Source organism: Micromonospora parathelypteridis (assembly GCF_014201145.1).
GTDB lineage: Bacteria > Actinomycetota > Actinomycetes > Mycobacteriales > Micromonosporaceae > Micromonospora > Micromonospora parathelypteridis.
Map to the genome: position 1 here is coordinate 5,079,820 of NZ_JACHDP010000001.1, position 15,381 is coordinate 5,095,200.

General features: G+C 69.0%; 19 protein-coding genes. 7 read left to right on the forward strand and 12 right to left on the reverse strand.

Going from position 1 to position 15,381, the window contains the following annotated elements; genetic code table 11:
• Window positions 1-7: 7 nt before the first annotated feature.
• Complete coding sequence (locus HNR20_RS23005) at window positions 8-487, reverse strand: nuclear transport factor 2 family protein (protein ID WP_184183370.1); 480 nt, start codon at window positions 485-487, stop codon at window positions 8-10.
• Entirely contained in the window at window positions 477-1,160 is a 684-nt protein-coding gene (locus HNR20_RS23010; protein WP_184183373.1) for a pyridoxamine 5'-phosphate oxidase family protein, read from the reverse strand. The genes HNR20_RS23005 and HNR20_RS23010 overlap by 11 nt, the downstream gene beginning before the upstream one ends.
• A 100-nt stretch (window positions 1,161-1,260) precedes the next feature.
• On the opposite strand from HNR20_RS23010, the gene HNR20_RS23015 reads away from it, so the two are divergent.
• From HNR20_RS23015 to HNR20_RS23035, 5 genes are all read left to right on the forward strand, one after another.
• Window positions 1,261-1,788, forward strand: a complete 528-nt coding sequence (locus HNR20_RS23015) for a CGNR zinc finger domain-containing protein (RefSeq protein ID WP_184183376.1) — start codon at window positions 1,261-1,263, stop codon at window positions 1,786-1,788.
• Between the two features lie 201 nt (window positions 1,789-1,989).
• Complete coding sequence (locus HNR20_RS23020; RefSeq protein ID WP_221309890.1) at window positions 1,990-2,706, forward strand: alpha/beta fold hydrolase; 717 nt, start codon at window positions 1,990-1,992, stop codon at window positions 2,704-2,706.
• 71 nt (window positions 2,707-2,777) lie between these two features.
• Window positions 2,778-3,170: a YybH family protein gene (locus HNR20_RS23025; RefSeq protein WP_184183379.1), complete on the forward strand. Its 393-nt coding sequence runs from the start codon at window positions 2,778-2,780 to the stop codon at window positions 3,168-3,170.
• A gap of 608 nt (window positions 3,171-3,778) precedes the next feature.
• A complete protein-coding gene (locus tag HNR20_RS23030; protein WP_184183382.1) occupies window positions 3,779-4,171 on the forward strand; it encodes a hypothetical protein in 393 nt (130 codons plus the stop codon).
• Between the two features lie 378 nt (window positions 4,172-4,549).
• Complete coding sequence (locus HNR20_RS23035; RefSeq protein ID WP_184183385.1) at window positions 4,550-5,155, forward strand: YdeI/OmpD-associated family protein; 606 nt, start codon at window positions 4,550-4,552, stop codon at window positions 5,153-5,155.
• A gap of 68 nt (window positions 5,156-5,223) precedes the next feature.
• Here the strand turns inward: HNR20_RS23035 and HNR20_RS23040 are convergent, their stop codons facing one another.
• The 10 genes from HNR20_RS23040 to wrbA all read right to left on the reverse strand — a co-directional run bounded on the left by HNR20_RS23040 (window position 5,224) and on the right by wrbA (window position 13,664).
• Window positions 5,224-6,450 (reverse strand): RNA polymerase sigma factor, encoded by a 1,227-nt coding sequence (locus HNR20_RS23040; protein ID WP_184183388.1) that lies wholly within the window; start codon window positions 6,448-6,450, stop codon window positions 5,224-5,226.
• Window positions 6,451-6,493: 43 nt separating this feature from the next.
• Window positions 6,494-6,865 carry a YciI family protein gene (locus HNR20_RS23045; RefSeq protein ID WP_184183390.1) on the reverse strand — a complete coding sequence of 124 codons (372 nt, stop codon included), beginning with the start codon at window positions 6,863-6,865 and terminating at the stop codon, window positions 6,494-6,496.
• A gap of 326 nt (window positions 6,866-7,191) precedes the next feature.
• Entirely contained in the window at window positions 7,192-8,436 is a 1,245-nt protein-coding gene (locus HNR20_RS23050) for an RNA polymerase sigma factor (protein WP_184183393.1), read from the reverse strand.
• Window positions 8,437-8,440: 4 nt separating this feature from the next.
• A complete protein-coding gene (locus tag HNR20_RS23055; RefSeq protein WP_229687369.1) occupies window positions 8,441-8,794 on the reverse strand; it encodes a YciI family protein in 354 nt (117 codons plus the stop codon).
• Window positions 8,795-8,799: 5 nt separating this feature from the next.
• The gene (locus HNR20_RS23060) at window positions 8,800-8,961 is read right to left on the reverse strand and encodes a hypothetical protein (protein WP_184183399.1); all 162 of its coding nucleotides are present in this window, start codon (window positions 8,959-8,961) and stop codon (window positions 8,800-8,802) included.
• Between the two features lie 183 nt (window positions 8,962-9,144).
• On the reverse strand, window positions 9,145-9,864 hold the full coding sequence (locus tag HNR20_RS23065) for a DinB family protein (RefSeq protein WP_184183402.1): 720 nt from the start codon (window positions 9,862-9,864) through the stop codon (window positions 9,145-9,147).
• A 36-nt stretch (window positions 9,865-9,900) separates the two neighbouring features.
• Entirely contained in the window at window positions 9,901-10,998 is a 1,098-nt protein-coding gene (locus HNR20_RS23070) for a hypothetical protein (protein ID WP_189062317.1), read from the reverse strand.
• 111 nt (window positions 10,999-11,109) lie between these two features.
• Window positions 11,110-11,472, reverse strand: a complete 363-nt coding sequence (locus HNR20_RS23075) for a cupin domain-containing protein (protein ID WP_184183409.1) — start codon at window positions 11,470-11,472, stop codon at window positions 11,110-11,112.
• Window positions 11,473-11,527: 55 nt separating this feature from the next.
• Entirely contained in the window at window positions 11,528-12,967 is a 1,440-nt protein-coding gene (locus tag HNR20_RS23080; RefSeq protein WP_184183412.1) for an MFS transporter, read from the reverse strand.
• 25 nt (window positions 12,968-12,992) lie between these two features.
• Complete coding sequence (gene wrbA, locus HNR20_RS23085) at window positions 12,993-13,664, reverse strand: NAD(P)H:quinone oxidoreductase (protein WP_184183415.1); 672 nt, start codon at window positions 13,662-13,664, stop codon at window positions 12,993-12,995.
• A 74-nt stretch (window positions 13,665-13,738) separates the two neighbouring features.
• On the opposite strand from wrbA, the gene HNR20_RS23090 reads away from it, so the two are divergent.
• Both HNR20_RS23090 and HNR20_RS23095 read left to right on the forward strand, forming a co-directional pair.
• A complete protein-coding gene (locus HNR20_RS23090; protein WP_184183417.1) occupies window positions 13,739-14,191 on the forward strand; it encodes a MarR family winged helix-turn-helix transcriptional regulator in 453 nt (150 codons plus the stop codon).
• A gap of 252 nt (window positions 14,192-14,443) precedes the next feature.
• On the forward strand, window positions 14,444-15,376 hold the full coding sequence (locus HNR20_RS23095; RefSeq protein WP_184183419.1) for a hypothetical protein: 933 nt from the start codon (window positions 14,444-14,446) through the stop codon (window positions 15,374-15,376).
• Window positions 15,377-15,381: the final 5 nt, after the last annotated feature.

Here is a 15,381-nt window from a genome sequence, read left to right on the forward strand (position 1 = left end):
GGTGCTGTTACCGGAGCGGTAGGTCGGTGTCGTCCCCCGAGGGCCGCGGGCCGTGGAAGCGGCGCTCGTCCGGGGTGATGGGGACATCGTTGATGCTGGCTTCGCGGCGGCTCATGTAGCCGTGATCGTCGAACTCCCACTGCTCGTTGCCGTAGCTTCGCCACCACTGGCCGGCGGCGTCGTGCCACTCGTACTGGAACCGTACGGCGATGCGGTTCTGGTGGAACGCCCACAGCTGTTTACGCAGGACGTAGTCGAGTTCGCGTTCCCACTTCTCGGTCAGAAACGCTTCGATCTCGTCGCGGCCGGTCAGGAAGGTGGATCGATTGCGCCAGGTGCTGTCGGGTGTGTAGGCGGCGGCGACGCGCTGGGGATCGCGGGTGTTCCAGGCGTCTTCGGCGGCCTGGACCTTGATCCGAGCGGTTTCTTCTGTGAATGGGGGCACCGGGTGTCGCAGCGGTGCGCTGTCGTTGGCGTCAGTGCTCATGGCTGTCCCTGTCTCGGCTCGGGGCGGGGAGGGGGCGACCGTGCAGTTGCTCGCGTAGGGCGCGGTTGTCCGCGCGCAGGCGAGCGAGTTCGTCGCGCATCGGGGCGAGCGCGTCCGACAGTTCCGCCTCGGTGAAGCGCGGCGTGATGTGTTGGGGGCAGTTCCAGTCGTAGCCCCGCACATCGACGGTTATCAACCGTTCCACCTTGCCCGGCCTCCCGGGCACGCCAAGCCCTTCCATCAGGCCTTCGGCTTCGCGGTCACGTACGTCGGTGACGTGGGCCGTGCCGATGATTTTGAGGCGGCGTTGGTGGGGGTAGTCCATGAGTAGTAGTGATACCTGCGGCGAGGCCCCGAGGTTGCCGACTGACAGATATTGCCGGTTGCCGCGCAGGTCGGCCCAGGCGAGGACGCTGTGCCCGTCGACCGGGTCGAGCACGTGCAGGAAGCCGGGCGGTCCACCGCGGTGCTGCAGGTACGGCCAGCCGTTCTCGCCGACCGTGGCGAGGTAGAAGCTGTCGCGTTCGGCGATGAAGGCGGCCTCATCGGTGCCGAGCACCGCGTCGGTGTCCCAGCCGGCGACCATGCGCTGGATGGCCGGCCGGCTGCCGTAGCGGTGTTGAGCGGCGGCCACCGACGGAGTGGTCAGTTCTTGCAGGTAGCGATGTGGCATGACGCTCGACCTCTCTAACCGCCTTAACCTCTTTTGCCGGTGAGAAGACTACACGCCCAACCTAACCTGTCAAACTGCGAACGGTGGTAAGATCGCGCACATGACACGGCGACCGCTGGCGGGCGAACCTCTCGCACTGGACCTGGTCAACACCCAGTGGGTCGAGCGGGGCCGCATGGTCGACTTGTTCGACGAGCCCGACGGACTGCGGGGCTGGCTTGCCGAGCATCGGCTGGCGGGCGACCCCACCTCGGTGGAGGTGCCGTTGCGCCAAGCCCGCTCGGCGTTGCGCCGCGTCCTCGAACAGCCCGGCGAGGACGCCGAGCGGGGGGTCAACGCGATCCTCGCCCGCGGGGCTTCGCGGTACACGCTTCGCCAGTCGACCGTGCACGAGCGCCATGACGTCGACCCGGAGTGGCTCCTCTCCTGGCAGGCGGTCACCAACTACCTGGACCTACTGCGCCAGCAACCCTTCCGAATCCGGCGTTGCGGCAACCCCGACTGCGTCTTGTACTTCTACGACACGTCGCGCAACGGCACCCGGCGCTGGTGTTCCATGGACGGCTGCGGCGGTCGTGCCAAAGCGGCCCGCCACTACCAACGCCATCGCCCCACCCCCGCCTCGTAGAGCGGGCGCCGCAGGCGGTCAGTGGCGCAGTCCTGACGTGAGCCGTCCAGCTTTCGAGTCGTGCCGGGCCTGCCAGGGACCCGTGTAGCATTTCGTCGGACACTGTGTCTGACAGTATGACCGACTGGCTGGACCGTAGCGATCCGATCCGGGGCGGAACCTCTCGTCAGACCCGTCAACCCGCACACCCTGGAGGGACCGATGCCCACGCAGCCGTCGACCTACCTGCTGATACCCGGCGCCTGGCATGGAGGCTGGAGCTGGTGGCCGGTGGCCAAGCGGCTACGTGCCGCCGGGCATCGGGCGCTGGCCGTCACTCTGCCCGGACTGGCCGACGGCGATGATCGGGCCGGGCTGCGGCTCCGGGATGCGGTGGACCACCTGGTCGACGAGGTGCAACGGCGGGACCTCACCGAGGTGACCCTGGTCGGACACAGCTGGGCGGGCTACCCGATGACCGCTGCCGCTCACCGGTTGCCCGGCCGGATTTCATCAATGGTCTATTACAACGCGCAGGTTCCGGGTCCCGGCGGGTCGACGGCGGACGACAATCCACCGGAGGTCGCGGCGTTCCTTCGCGATCTGATCGAGTCCACGCCGGACCGGTCCATCCCACCGACTGTGGAGTTCGTCCGGCAGACCTTCATGCAGGACGTCGCCGAGGACGCGCAACGCCTGCTCGCGGAGCTGCTGACCCCCCACCCCGGCGCCTACTTCCTGGACGCGCTCGACGCACCGGACACGGCAGCCCTCGACCTCCCCGCCCGGTACATCCTCGGCGAGCACGACCTCGCGCTGCCTCGCCCCGGGTCCGAGTTCGCCGCCCGGCTCGGACTCGAACCGGTCATGGTCCCCGGGACGCACGAGGGCATGCTGACCCACCCGGACGCCGTGGCCGACGCGATCCTGGCCGCCTGAGCCAACCCGTTGGCGGGCCGCGACTGCCGGTTTCCGTCGCCTGCCGCCCGCCGGATGGCAAGGTGACGTCCATGGACAGGAAGCACGTCACGGATTGGCTTGCCGCCTACGAGCACCTCTGGCGGACACCCGGAACGGACGCGCTGGGCACGCTCTTCACCGAGGACGCGAGGTACCAGCAGGGGCCGTACTGGACGCCCGTCGTCGGCCTGCCGGCCATCGCCAGGATGTGGGAGAAGCAACGCAAGGGCCCCGACGAGGTGTTCCAGATGACCGGGGAGATCGTCGCGGTCGACGGTGACACCGCGGTGTCACGCCAGGAGGTCCGCTACGGCGACCCGGTCGACCAGGAGTACCGCGACTTGTGGATCATGCGGTTCGCCGAGGACGGACGCTGTCGGTCCTTCGAGGAGTGGCCGTTCTGGCCGGGACAGCAGCCGGCCAACCCTCCGGATGGGCCGTGAGCCCGAGGACCTCGTGTCGCCCCCGGTCGACGTAGCGCCCCGTCCGTGGCGGACGGGGCGCTACGTCGTACGAGTCGATCTACCCGGGAGTTGACCGGTCCTGGTCGGCCGGCGATACGGGCGTGGCGGCCACCTCGATGCGGGGTGACCGATCCGGTGGAAGGTGGGCCAGGTCGGCGATGACGATCACGTCCACCTCCCCGTCGACCATCGTCTGTTCGACGGACTCCCACGGATCCCGGATGATCCCTTTCAAACGGTACGAGTGTCGGCGAAGGTGCGTAAGACATACCGCTACGGCGGGCTCCGACGGCTCGATGTCTGCGGGGATCCAGATTACGGCTATCTCCATGACCTCTCCTGATCAACGTCGCGGACGCGGGTGGGTGATCAGGAGTTACCGGGGCGGCGGAGGACTCCGCTCCACAGGTCGGCTGGCAGCGCGCATGTCGACGGCGGCGACGGTAAGCCCTCGGCGGGGCGGCGAGATGAGCGGCGAACCTTCAGTTGCTGGCGTCGGTGGAACGACAACGCCGGCGCCGGCACCGGCAGGTGCGGAGGCGAGCGCCAGCACGAGTGCCGGTAGCCCCGACGCGGGACGGGCGGGCGTGCTCGGCGTCGGCGCTGTGACAGCGGCCATCGCGGCCGGCACCCGAACCGGCACCCGGTCCTCGACGGCGGCGGGGGCACCGCCTTCGGACACCGTCGCTGTCCCGGACGTCGGCGGTGACGACGACGGCGGTGGCGGTGACGATGACGGTGACGGCGGTGACGACGGCGGCGTTGGCGACTGCGGCGGCGGCGAGGTGGGGCGGGCGGCCGGGGAGGCCGACGCGGACGCGACGGGTACGGGGGACGACGAGGGCAACGACGGTGGACGGGGTAACCGAGTTTGTATGACCACGAGGGGCTTGGCCGACGGCAGAGGCAGGGGGATGGCCGACGGCAGTGTGAGTGGAATGGCCAGTGACGTCTCGACCACGTCGGGCAACAGAGCCTGAACGATCGGCGGCGAAGTTGCCGCTCCCGCTGGCTGGAGACTGGTCGGCGACGGCGACGGCGGGTTCGCGTGGGCGGGGTCAGCGCCCAGGGCTGCGCCGAGCGCCACCGCCCCGAGCGTCACCGCGGGCAGGCAATGCCTCAGCCGTATCACCCGAGGGCTGCCGACAGTCGCGTCGCGAGCCGTGCCCGGTGCGGTTCAGCGCTCTGGCAGCGCTGGCCGAGCAGTTGCTCCGCGCCCTCTGCCGTCTCCTCCATGCGCGGGTTATTGCCCGTGGGAAAGGCGGACTACACCTTTCATCGATATCTCTGTCGACAGCCCGGCGAGTGGGGCTGGCCCACCGGCAGTGGTTGTGGCAACGGAGCGATAGCCTGCCGTCGTGGCGAGTGCCGAACTGGATGAGTTGGTCGTCGCGGACGCCGACGCGCTGCGCGCGTGGTTGTCGGCCAACCACGCGACGTCGCCCGGTGTCTGGTTGGCCCTGACCAAGAAGGGCGGCACAGTCACGACGCTGACCTGGCAGCAGGCGGTCGACGAGGCACTGTGTTTCGGGTGGATCGACGGGCAGGCCCGTAAACGGGATCAGGAGAGTTCCTGGATCCGGTTCACCCCTCGCCGCCCCCGCAGTTCCTGGTCGCAACGCAACGTCGCCCACGTGGCGCGGCTGGAGGCGCAGGGGCGAATGCAGCCCACAGGCCGCGTCGCGGTGGAGGCCGCGAAGGCGGACGGTCGCTGGGCGGATGCCTACGCCCCGCCGTCGGAAGCCGAGGTGCCGGCCGACCTGCTCGCCGCCATCGCCGCCGAACCCGCCGCCCAGGCCATGTTCGATGTGCTCACCAAGACCAACCGGTTCTCTCTCATCTATCGCGTCAATGCCGTGAAACGGGCGCAGACCCGCGAGCGGAAGATCGGCGAGATCGTCGCCATGCTGGCCCGTCACGAGACGATCTACCCCCAGAAGGCCAAGCCTCCGACCTCGCCGTAGTAGTCGCGTGGCCGATGCGATCGACGCCATCCGGGCCGCTCGAATGCCGGCTGACCGAGCTGGAGGAGTCAGCTCAGCGCGGCCGCTTTGCGTAACAGCACCGAGCGTTCGTGCTGGTTGGCGCAGAGCCGGGCAGCCAGCTCGAGTTCGGCGCGCGCTTCCGGTCGCCGTCCGAGGCGGGTCAGCAGCTCCCCGCGTACGGTCGGGACCAGATGCGAACCGGGGAGCCGGTCAGAGGCGATCAGCTCGTCGACGATGGCCAGGGCCTGCGCGGGGCCCGAGGCCATGGCAACGGCGACGGCACGGTTGAGTTCGACCACCGGCGAGGGTGCGACCCGGCCGAGTGCCTCGTAGAGCACCACGATCCGGTCCCAGTCGGTGGCCTCGACCGAGGGTGCCGACGCGTGGGTGGCGGCGATCGCGGCCTGTAGACCGTAGGGGCCGAGGCCGCGGGTCGATGCCTTGGCCAGCGCGGCCAGCCCACGGTGGATCGCCGAGAAGTCCCACCGCCGCCGGTCCTGGTCCTCGAGCAGGATCGGCGAGCCGTCCGGGCCGGTCCGGGCCGGGAAGCGCGCCGCCGTCAGTTCGCACAACGCGAGCAGGCCGTGCACCTCCGGTTCGGCTGGTTGCAGCGCGGCCAGTGTGCGGGCCAGGCGGATCGCCTCGTAGGCGACGTCGGGGCGCAGCAGCCGGTCGCCCGACGTGGCCGTCGACCCCTCGGTGAAGATCACGTAGATGACGCTGAGCACGCCACCCAACCGCTCCCGGCGCTCGGCGGCCGGCGGCAGCTCGAACGGCACCCCGGCCGCCGCGATCGTCTTCTTGCCGCGGGTGATGCGGGCCTGCACGGTCGGCACGGGCACGAGGAACGCGCGGGCGATCTCCTCACTGGACAGGCCACCGACCACGCGCAGGGTCAGCGCCACCCGGGCCTCGGGGGAGAGCACCGGGTGGCAGCTGACGAACATCAGCGCCAGCACGTCGTCATCGATCTTGTCGGGATCGATGTTGTCGTCGACGGCCGAGTCGACGGCCAGGTCGGCTGCCAGCAGGGCGTACCGGTCCTGCAGGGCCGTCCGGCGACGGATCGCGTCGATCGCCCGCCGACGGGCCGTGGCCATCAGCCAGCCGGCCGGATTCTCCGGCGGAACGAGCGGCCACGACACCAGCGCCTCGGCCACCGCCTCCTGGGCCGCGTCCTCGGCCAGTCCGAAATCGCCGGTGAAGCGGCTCAGCGCGGCGACGATCCGCGCCGACTCGATCCGCCAGACGGCCTCGACGTCGGCCGTACCCATCAGATCTGGCCGTTGCTCTCGCGCCCGGTCCAGTCCATGTCGATCACTCGTCGACCTGCGGGACCTCGTCGCTCCCGGGCACCCGCCGGACCTCGATCTTGGACCCGGGGGCCGCCGGGACCCGCTTGGCCCACTCGACCGCCTCCTGCTTCGAGGCGACGTCGAGCAGGAAGAAGCCCCCGAACAGTTCCTTGGTCTCGCCGTACGGCCCGTCCGTGACCACCGGGGTCTCGCCGCTGAAGTCGACCACGACGCCCTTGCCCGGATCGTCCAGCCCCTCCGCTGCCAGGAGAACGCCGGCCTTGACCATCTCCTCGATGAACTGGCGGGTCGTCGCCATCATCTCGTCGATGTTGGCCATCATGGCCGCGTTCGACTCGTCGGTGCCACGCATGATCAGCAGGTACTTCGACATCGCGTCCTCCTCGTTCGGCGGGGCCGCCTCTCGGCTCTCGCACCCTCATGTCGAACGAGCGGCCCGCAGATCGACACGGCTCCGGAGAAATCTCTCGCGGCGACGCAGCCCATCTCTCCGACCCTCGTTCCGCCCGCCGGGGCGGTCCCCGAGCGATGGCTGACGCCGGCGCCCAGCCGATCGAAGAGCCTATCTTTCCGCTGCCGGGACTGGGGAGACGCGACGGGAACCTCTACCCGCCCGGCGGTCGTCGGCGTCGCGATCGCCGTACGGCGAACGCTTCTGATGTCCGCGCTCATCTCCCCGAGCGGTGCTGCAACCGTCGGTCAGCCGGCGAGCTGGTCGCGGCGGCGGGTGAGGTAGGCCCGTTCCGCCGGGTTACCGGCGAGAGCGATGGCCCGGTCGTACGCGGCCCGCGACTCGCCGCCGCGCCCGAGCCGCCGCAGCAGGTCCGCGCGCGCGGCGTGGAAGGCGTGATAGCCGTCAAGAACCTCGGCGAGCCGGTCGACCTCGGCGAGCCCGGCCCCGGGACCGTCGACCTCGGCGACCGCGACCGACCGGTTGAGCCACACGATCGGCGAGGGGTCGAGCAGCACCATGCGGCCGTAGAGGGCGACGATCGTGGACCAGTCGGTGTCCCGGGCGGATGGGGCATCCGTGTGGACCGCGTTGATCGCGGCCTGCAACTGGTAGCGCCCGGGTGGGTCACCGCCGGCGGCGAACGCCTTGATCCGCTCGCGAATCAAGGCGCTGCCCTCGGCGATGAGGGCGCGGTTCCACGCGCTGCGGTCCTGCTGGTCGAGGGTCACCAGCTCCCCGGTGCCGGAGACGCGCGCCGACCGCCGGGCGTCGGTGAGGAGCATCAGGGCAAGTAGGCCGGCTACCTCGCCGTCGTCGGGGAGGAGAGTTCGGAGCAGGCGGCCGAGGCGGATCGCCTCGTCGGTGAGGTCGACGCGTACCGGGTCGTCCCCCTCGCTGGCGAGATAACCCTCGTTGAAGACGAGGTAGACGACCGCGAGCACGCCGGTGAGACGCTCGCGGATGTCGTTGGCCCAGGGCACGCGGTAGGGGATGTGTGCCGCCTTGATCTTTGCCTTGGCGCGGGTGATCCGTCGCGCCATCGTGGTCTCCTGCACCAGAAATGCGCGGGCGATCTCGGGGACGGTGAGACCACCGAGCAGTCGCAGGGTGAGCGCCACCCTGGCCTCCAACGCGAGCGCAGGGTGGCAGCAGGTGAAGACCAGTCTGAGCCGGTCGTCCTCGACCGGACCGGTCGGCTCGTGAGGGGTGTCGTCGTACACGATCCGGGCCGCCTGGTGCTTGGCGTCGTGCTGCGACTCTCGACGGAGCCGATCGATCGCCTTGCGGGTCGCGGTGGTGGCGAGCCAACCGCCGGGATTAGGGGGTACGCCCTCGCGCGGCCACCGCTCGGCGGCGGCCAGGAATGCCTCCGCCGTCGCGTCCTCGGCGACGCCGAGGTCGCCGAAACGGCGCGCGAGGCTGGCGACCACCCGCGCCCACTCCTCGTGGTGGACGCGGGTGATCACCTGCTCGACAGTGGGACCAGTCACGGATTCAGCAGCGCTCCGACGGCGCTCTTTCGGTTCGGCAGGGGCGCACCTCGACCGCGCGGCGGCACGCCTTCGACCCCTCGACGGCGAGCGCCAGGGCCACGTCGAGGTCGGCCGCCTCGATGACCCAGAAGGCGTCGAGATGCTCGGTCGTCTCCAGGTAGGGCCCGTCGGTGTAGGCCGGCCTCCCACCCTGTCCATCGACCGTGGTGGCGGTCGTCGCGGGCTCCAGGCCGTCGGCGAAGACAAGGCGACCGTCTCCCTGGAGCCTCTCGGTGAAGGCATCTGTGTCGGCGAACGCCCGCAGCTCGGCCTCCTGCTCAGCCGGTCCGTAGACGGACAGCAGGTATCTGGGCACCCCGCTCACTTGCCCTCGGAGCCGTTACGCCGGGCCTCCCCGGGACCGCGGAACCGGTGCACCTCCTGCGGCCAGTCGAGCGCGGCGGCCGTGCCCTTCTCGTGGATCTGCTCGGCCGTGTGGGGAGGCACCCACTCGTCGTTGAAGGTGATCAGGTACTCCGTCACGATCGTCTCCTCTCAGCCCGGACGAGGATCTTTCCCGACTCCTCGTGTCCGGCGGCCCGGCCGGCCGCCGCACACCAGCTCCACGAACGGCTGCGCCTTGATACGACACCATCCCGGAAACGCCTTTTCAAGGAAGCCACGAACGGGTCGACCAGCGGCGTTGAGCCTCCGCCTGGTGGAATTTCAACGCTGCGCGTCGATGTCACGCAGCGCGAAGCGAAGGTGCTCCCATTCCTCGTCGAAGATCACGTGAAGGCAGCGCAGGACGGTTTGGTGGTGTTCGGGTGACCACGCGCTTGGCCGAGACTCGGCCAGCAGGTCCGGCGTGACGGTCGCGAGGAAATCCCGCACCATCGCCTGGCGCTCGGCTCGCAACTGACGTATCGCCGCGAAAGTTGGCGGGTCGACGGCAAAGATCGACATGTCGTAACCGTCGGTCTCATACTCGGCGTGCGGCTGGCCGAGCGGGTGGAAGGGCTGTGGCAGGCGCAGGATCGCCTTGCCGAGCCATGTGTCGGTGGCGAACGCGAGGTGGCGCAGCGTCTGCGCGAACGACCACTCACCGTCAATCGAAACGTCGGCGCTGCCCTCGGGCATGGACAGGACCCGGTCGATCGCGGCCGCCCAGGCCCGTTCGAGAGCGGCCCACGCCGTGCGCAACCCCTCCGGGTCCTTGGCCTGCCTCAGATCGCGCCCTGGGAACCGCCGGTTGAGCTCAGCTTCGACGATCGGCACGACGTCGACACCGTTCACCAGGAGAGCACCTTCCGCCAGCCACGGCGCGTCGATGTCCAGCCCGTTCACATCGACGCCCCGCATCACCGCGCCGGCCAGTGTCGACCTGTTGAACCGTGCACCCCGCAAGTCCTTGTCGACGAACGTGGTGATGTTGTCCTGGGCCATGGCGCACTCCCATCCCCTTCAGCGGAAGCAGCGATGCTAGCGCTCAGGTCCGACATCCCGAGCAGGCGCAACCACCCGGCGGGGCGCATCATCGGCTGCCGTCTGCTCCTGGCGTGGCCGGGTGGCGAGGGCGTAACCGGTGGTCGTGACGCCCAGCGACACTCCCCAGCCGAGGAACACCAGCAGCGTGGCGGTTACCGCCCACCCGTCCCAGACGTCTGACCAACTCAGCTCACCGGCGCCCAGTTGGCTGACGAACACCGCGACGCTCAGCACACCGTAGGTGACCAGCGCGAGTGCCACCACCCCGGCCGGGATCACCGCCATGAGCCGGGGGACCTGTCGACCGCGCAGTCCCGGCACCCAGCGCGGGAACTGCTGCCCCCATCGCTGTACCAGGCCGAGAACGAGCAGACCGGCGAGCGGTGGGACGAGTGTGATCGCCACGCCCGTCTGCGTCGAGAGGCTCCGGTGGATGTCGTCCAGTTTCGACTCGGAGATGCCGAGCGGCACGCCGAGCACCCAGAGCCCGTGCGGTACGGCCCAGCCGACAACCGGCAGCGCGACGGCCACGTACGCCCAGAGGCGCGTCCACCGCGGCACCGGCTGGAAGCCAGGAGTCACCGGTCCGCGCCGGGGACCGGTTACGTTCGCGAGCCCGGCGAACAGGACACCCCCAATCACCAGCGCGAGCCGGGCGCCGAGGTCACGCCAGTCCGAGGGACGCCCGGCCAACGCCGCAGGGACCTCGAAGAGCAGGTGCAGCGGGAACGCGACGAGCAGGAGCAGCGCGGCCGCCAACCAGGTGGCCGTCGCCGCCGAGCGGCCGGAGTACCGGACCGCGCACGCGACGACCACCGTGAGGGCCACGCCGATTCCCACCGCTCCCCATCCCGCCCAGAACGGCAGCGTCTCGACGCGGTCGGCGCCGCATCCACCCGCCGGATCGACCAGATCGGTTCGGTCGCAGGCGGTGTACCCCCACCGGCCACCGGCGATCCAGAACAGACGCAGAGCCACCTCCCCGGCGACGAATACGACACACGCCAACGCCCATTGTCTGGCCCGGTCGGCCGCTACGGATCGGTGCGTGCCACAACGTGTGCTCGATGGCAACCACATACCGGCAGTCATGAAACAAATGATCTGTGGCGATGGGACGAGCCGTCCTCCCTGGCAGCGGGGATTGCGCTCCCTCTGCTGGGGGTCAGCCGTCCGGTACGAGGCCGCCATCCCGCGCGGGCATCAGTCGCCTTCTTGCAGCCAGTAGACGGAAATGGCGTGAAGGTCCTCCGGTCCGTCGTTCCGAATCTGGTGCGGCATCCTGCTTTCGAACGCCGCAATGTCCCCGGCCCGCAGAACGCCCGTCTGGTCGGCAAACGTCAACGTTCCGGTCCCGGACAAGATGATCCACACCTCACGGGACCGGTGGACATCGAGATCGTTGGACGTGTTCGCGGCCACCGAACAGCGCGCAACCTCGAACGGGGCGGGCGCTGTCGACGGAAACGGCAGTAGCGCGCGGTGCACCGGACCGCCCTCGGTGAAGTCGTACCAGTGCTCAAATGCGACGGGACCACTGGTCATCGCTGGATTCGTGCTCGTCATGACCTCGAGACTGCCGGCCCGGCACCGTGGTGTCTGGCGGCATTCGGACGCGGCGTTACCAGAAGCGGCGCAGGTTGTACCGCCGCGACAGCAGCACGCTGAGTACCGCGATGGCCAGGCCGAGCCCGGCCGCCATGAGGAAGATCAAATCGTAACCGGCTGCGAGGGCGGCGGCCGGAGAACTCTCGCCAGCCGCCGTTGCGGCTCTTGCGCTGGCAGCTGTCGCGAACACCGCCAGGCCTATCGAACCGCCCACCTGGCTTGCCGTGTTGGCCAGACCACCGATGGTCCCCGCGTCACCCTCGGGGACGTCGGCGGTCGCCACCACCATGAGGGTGGGGAAGGTCAGCCCGATGCCGACCGCGATGAGCAGCGTAGGTCCCAGCACGCTGGTGGCGTAGCCGCTGTCGGGGTGGGCCTGGGCGAGCCAGCCGAATCCGGCCAGGAAACAGGCCGAGCCGGCCAGCACCAGTGGGCGCACGCCGGTTCGCGGCAGCAGAGCGGCGGCCCTTCGCGCGATCACCATGAACGTCACGGCTGCGGGTGTCTGCCCGAGCCCGGTTTGAAACGCGCTGTAGCCGAGGACGTTCTGCAGGAACAGCGAAGTGAAGTACCACATCGCGATGGCGATCGCGCCGAACAGCAGCAGCATGCCGTTGCCGACGGCCACCCCTCGGATTCTGAACAGCCGTAGGGGCACCATCGGCTGGGTGGCGAAACGTGCCTCCACCACAGTGAAGACGACGAGCAGGAGCAGACCCGCGATGGCTGGCCCGACGACCATCGCGGAGGTCCAGCCGTGGTCGGCGCTCTGCATGACCCCGTAGATCAATGCGGCCAGCCCTGCCGTCCCCGTGACCGCGCCGGTGAGGTCGAGCGATTTCCGCCCTCCGGTTCCCGTGCGCGCCAGCGACACCATGGCCACCGCGATCAGCACCGCGCCGATCGGTACGTTGATCAGAAAGATCCAGCGCCACGACAGGCCAGTTGTGATGGCACCGCCCGCAACTGCGCCGGCCAAGCCGCCCACGCCGCCTGCGGCTGACCACGCGCCGAACGCCCGGGCACGCGCGTGCCCCTCGTCGAAGCTGGTGTTGATTACGGCGAGCGTGGCTGGGGCCAGCATGGCGGCCCCGATGCCCTGCGCCAGGCGGGCCGCCACCAGGACCTCAGGCTCGGTTGCCAGGCCGCCGGCCAGACTTGAGGCGGAGAACAGGAACAGCCCTGCGGTCAGCATCCGGCGCTGGCCGAACAGGTCGGCCGCGCGGCCACCCAACAGCATGAAGCCAGCGAAGGTAAGCAGGTAGCCGTTCACCACCCAGGCCAGGCCCGTGGGTGTGAACCCGAGGTCCCGGCGGATCGACGGCAGAGCGACGTTGACGATGGACGCGTCCAGGATCACCATGAATTGGCAGGCGCACACCAGCGACAGGACCAACCAGGCGGGGCCGATGATCGGCTTGACCCGCTGAGTTGCGGAGACGGTGCTTGTCATCACTGCTCCTTTGCCGAACCGCAGCTCAGGCGGCCGGGGAGGTGGTTGCGGTCCTTGCTGCGCGGGCATTCTGGTCGCCCGCGGTGGCGCCGACGCCGCCCGACAGTCGGATCGTGATCTGGGCCAGCCGCCGTCCCTGGTACCTCGCCGCTTCGAGAGCCGGGCCGTCCGGGCCGTCTCCGGTCGGGCCCGTCACGGACGAGGTGCCGTACGGGTTGCCGCCGGCGGTGTACACGACCGGATCGGTGTATCCGGGCGGGACCAGCAGCGCCCCCCAGTGGTAGAACACGTTAGCCAGCGACAGGATCGTGGCCTCGCTGCCGCCGTGCCGATTGAACGCCGAGGTGAAGGCCGTCACCGGCTTGTCGGCCAGGCCACCTTCGCGCCACAGCCCGCCGGTCTGGTCGATGAACTGCTTGAGCTGCGCGGCCGGCGTGCCGAACCGACTCGGGGTGCCGAACGCGAATGCGTCGGCCCATGCCAGGTCCTCCACCGAGGCCTGGGCGATCGACGTGGTGGCGTCGGCGTGCTGTCGCCATAGCGGGTTCTCGTCGATCGTGGTGTCTGGCGCCAGTTCGGCGACCCGCCGCAGCCGCACCTCAGCTCCGGCCGCGGCTGCACCTTCGGCGACGGCCTGCGCAAGTGTGTGCACAGTGCCTGTCGCGCTGTAGTAGATGACGGCGACCTTCACGGTCACGAGGGCTCCTCGATGTCGTAGAATTAGTTACGCGCATAATGTTATGCGCGTAACTAACCTGTCAAGGAGGGTTCGTGGACTTCGAGTACGCCGACGCCGTCAACCAAGCCATTCGGCTGCTGAGCCTGCGTCACCGGGCCAGGGCCGCAGCGCTGCTGGCACCGCTCGGCCTGCACCCCGGCCAGGAGGCGCTCCTGCTCGAGCTTTCCCGGACCGGGCCGATGATCCAGGCTCAGCTCAGCGAGGCGCTCGGTTGCGAGCCGCCGAGCGTCACGCTCATGACCCGCAAGCTTGAGGCCTCCGGCCACATCCGCCGCAAATCCGCTCCCTCTGACAAGCGCGCCAGCATCGTCGAACTCACCGAGAGCGGTGAAGCTCTTGTTGAGCAGGTCAAACAGTTGTGGTGCGCTCTGGCGGAGGAGACGGTGACCGGTCTGCCCGCAGAAACGGCGGCCGAGCTACCCGGGATCCTCAAGACCCTGACCGGCAATGTGGATACCAGGCGCTCCCGCCGGCACAGTGTGTAGTCGCGCATGGCGCGCTCGGCCCGGTACGCGCACTGAGGGCCGCTGCGGCCCGCCAGCCTTGCGCAGCACCGTGCTGCTGTCAATAAAAGGATCATCAAGGGTCAGTATTGACGCTCGTCCATCTATCGCAGAGGATGGACGACGATGACATTTAGCGGGGGTGTTGTCGCGATCGGCCGGTAATGCCGTTGCCATTCAGAAGCGTGACTACTTTTGATGCACACCCCCATCCGGATCGGTCAAGGGAGTGGCATGAGACGTACGTTCGCTGCACCTCTGCTTGTTGTCAAGGTCCTCGCTGTCGGCTTCGCGGTCGCCCTGGCCACGCCAGGGTATGCGCCAGCCGCCGCGGCTACGGTACAACCGTTGTCCACCAACGATTTCCGGGTCGCTACGTCATCGGCCACCCATGATGTCGGCACATTCGCCCGCTCGGCTACGGTGATCGAGTTCGAGGCGGCGGCCCAGAGCGCCGTCACGGCGGAAGTGTCTCTCTCCGTTGCCGGCAAGAAATTCACGGCCAGCAAGGACATCGCCAAGGGTGTCGCCAAATGGTCCGGTGGTGAGGCTTCGCTGCAGCCAGATGACCGCACGGCGCTCGACGCTTTCGCCAAGTCTCTCGAATCGACGTGGATCAAGCCGGCCAATGCCACGAAAACGCCGGTCCCGTTGCATCGGGACTTGACCATCCGACTTGCCATGCTGGTTGCTGAGGCACCGGTCGGCACCAGGATCGGCAGCCAGGAAGTGCCCCGCCCGGTGGAGCGATTCGGTGCGAAGCAACTTCCGGAGAAGGCTGCGGGTGTGGAGTCGTGCCTCAAGGAGGGCGCGTCCGCTACGGCGCCGAACAGCGCGTCGCGGTCCGCGGTGATCGCCGCGTGCCAGGAGAGCAACGAAGACGGAATCCTCTACACCGGGTGCAACCAGAACGCGTGGGTCGTCCACGATGCCGACAGTCACTGTTTCCTGGGTGAGAGCATCTATGTTGGTCCGGCCTCATACGACTGCATGGGCAAGTGCGGCGGCGGATGTTTCATCATCACCGGCTACACCTACGACTGTGCTGACCACGATCGCTGCGGTCGTCAGCACGGTGGGTCGACGAACCCGTGGGACAGCGAGTGCGGCGACGAGTACTTCGAAGCTGATGACGACTTCCTCTGGTCGAGCAACCAGTGTGGCTAGAGTCC

Coding starts and splice junctions, on each gene's coding strand:
- HNR20_RS23005 (WP_184183370.1), bottom strand. CDS start 487: ATGAGCACTGACGCCAACGACAGCGCACCGCTGCGACACCCGGTGCCC.
- HNR20_RS23010 (WP_184183373.1), bottom strand. CDS start 1,160: ATGCCACATCGCTACCTGCAAGAACTGACCACTCCGTCGGTGGCCGCC.
- HNR20_RS23040 (WP_184183388.1), bottom strand. CDS start 6,450: ATGGGTACGGCCGACGTCGAGGCCGTCTGGCGGATCGAGTCGGCGCGG.
- HNR20_RS23075 (WP_184183409.1), bottom strand. CDS start 11,472: ATGACGAGCACGAATCCAGCGATGACCAGTGGTCCCGTCGCATTTGAG.
- HNR20_RS23025 (WP_184183379.1), top strand. CDS start 2,778: ATGGACAGGAAGCACGTCACGGATTGGCTTGCCGCCTACGAGCACCTC.
- HNR20_RS23080 (WP_184183412.1), bottom strand. CDS start 12,967: ATGACAAGCACCGTCTCCGCAACTCAGCGGGTCAAGCCGATCATCGGC.
- HNR20_RS23070 (WP_189062317.1), bottom strand. CDS start 10,998: ATGACTGCCGGTATGTGGTTGCCATCGAGCACACGTTGTGGCACGCAC.
- HNR20_RS23065 (WP_184183402.1), bottom strand. CDS start 9,864: ATGGCCCAGGACAACATCACCACGTTCGTCGACAAGGACTTGCGGGGT.
- HNR20_RS23045 (WP_184183390.1), bottom strand. CDS start 6,865: ATGTCGAAGTACCTGCTGATCATGCGTGGCACCGACGAGTCGAACGCG.
- HNR20_RS23015 (WP_184183376.1), top strand. CDS start 1,261: ATGACACGGCGACCGCTGGCGGGCGAACCTCTCGCACTGGACCTGGTC.
- HNR20_RS23095 (WP_184183419.1), top strand. CDS start 14,444: ATGAGACGTACGTTCGCTGCACCTCTGCTTGTTGTCAAGGTCCTCGCT.
- HNR20_RS23020 (WP_221309890.1), top strand. CDS start 1,990: ATGCCCACGCAGCCGTCGACCTACCTGCTGATACCCGGCGCCTGGCAT.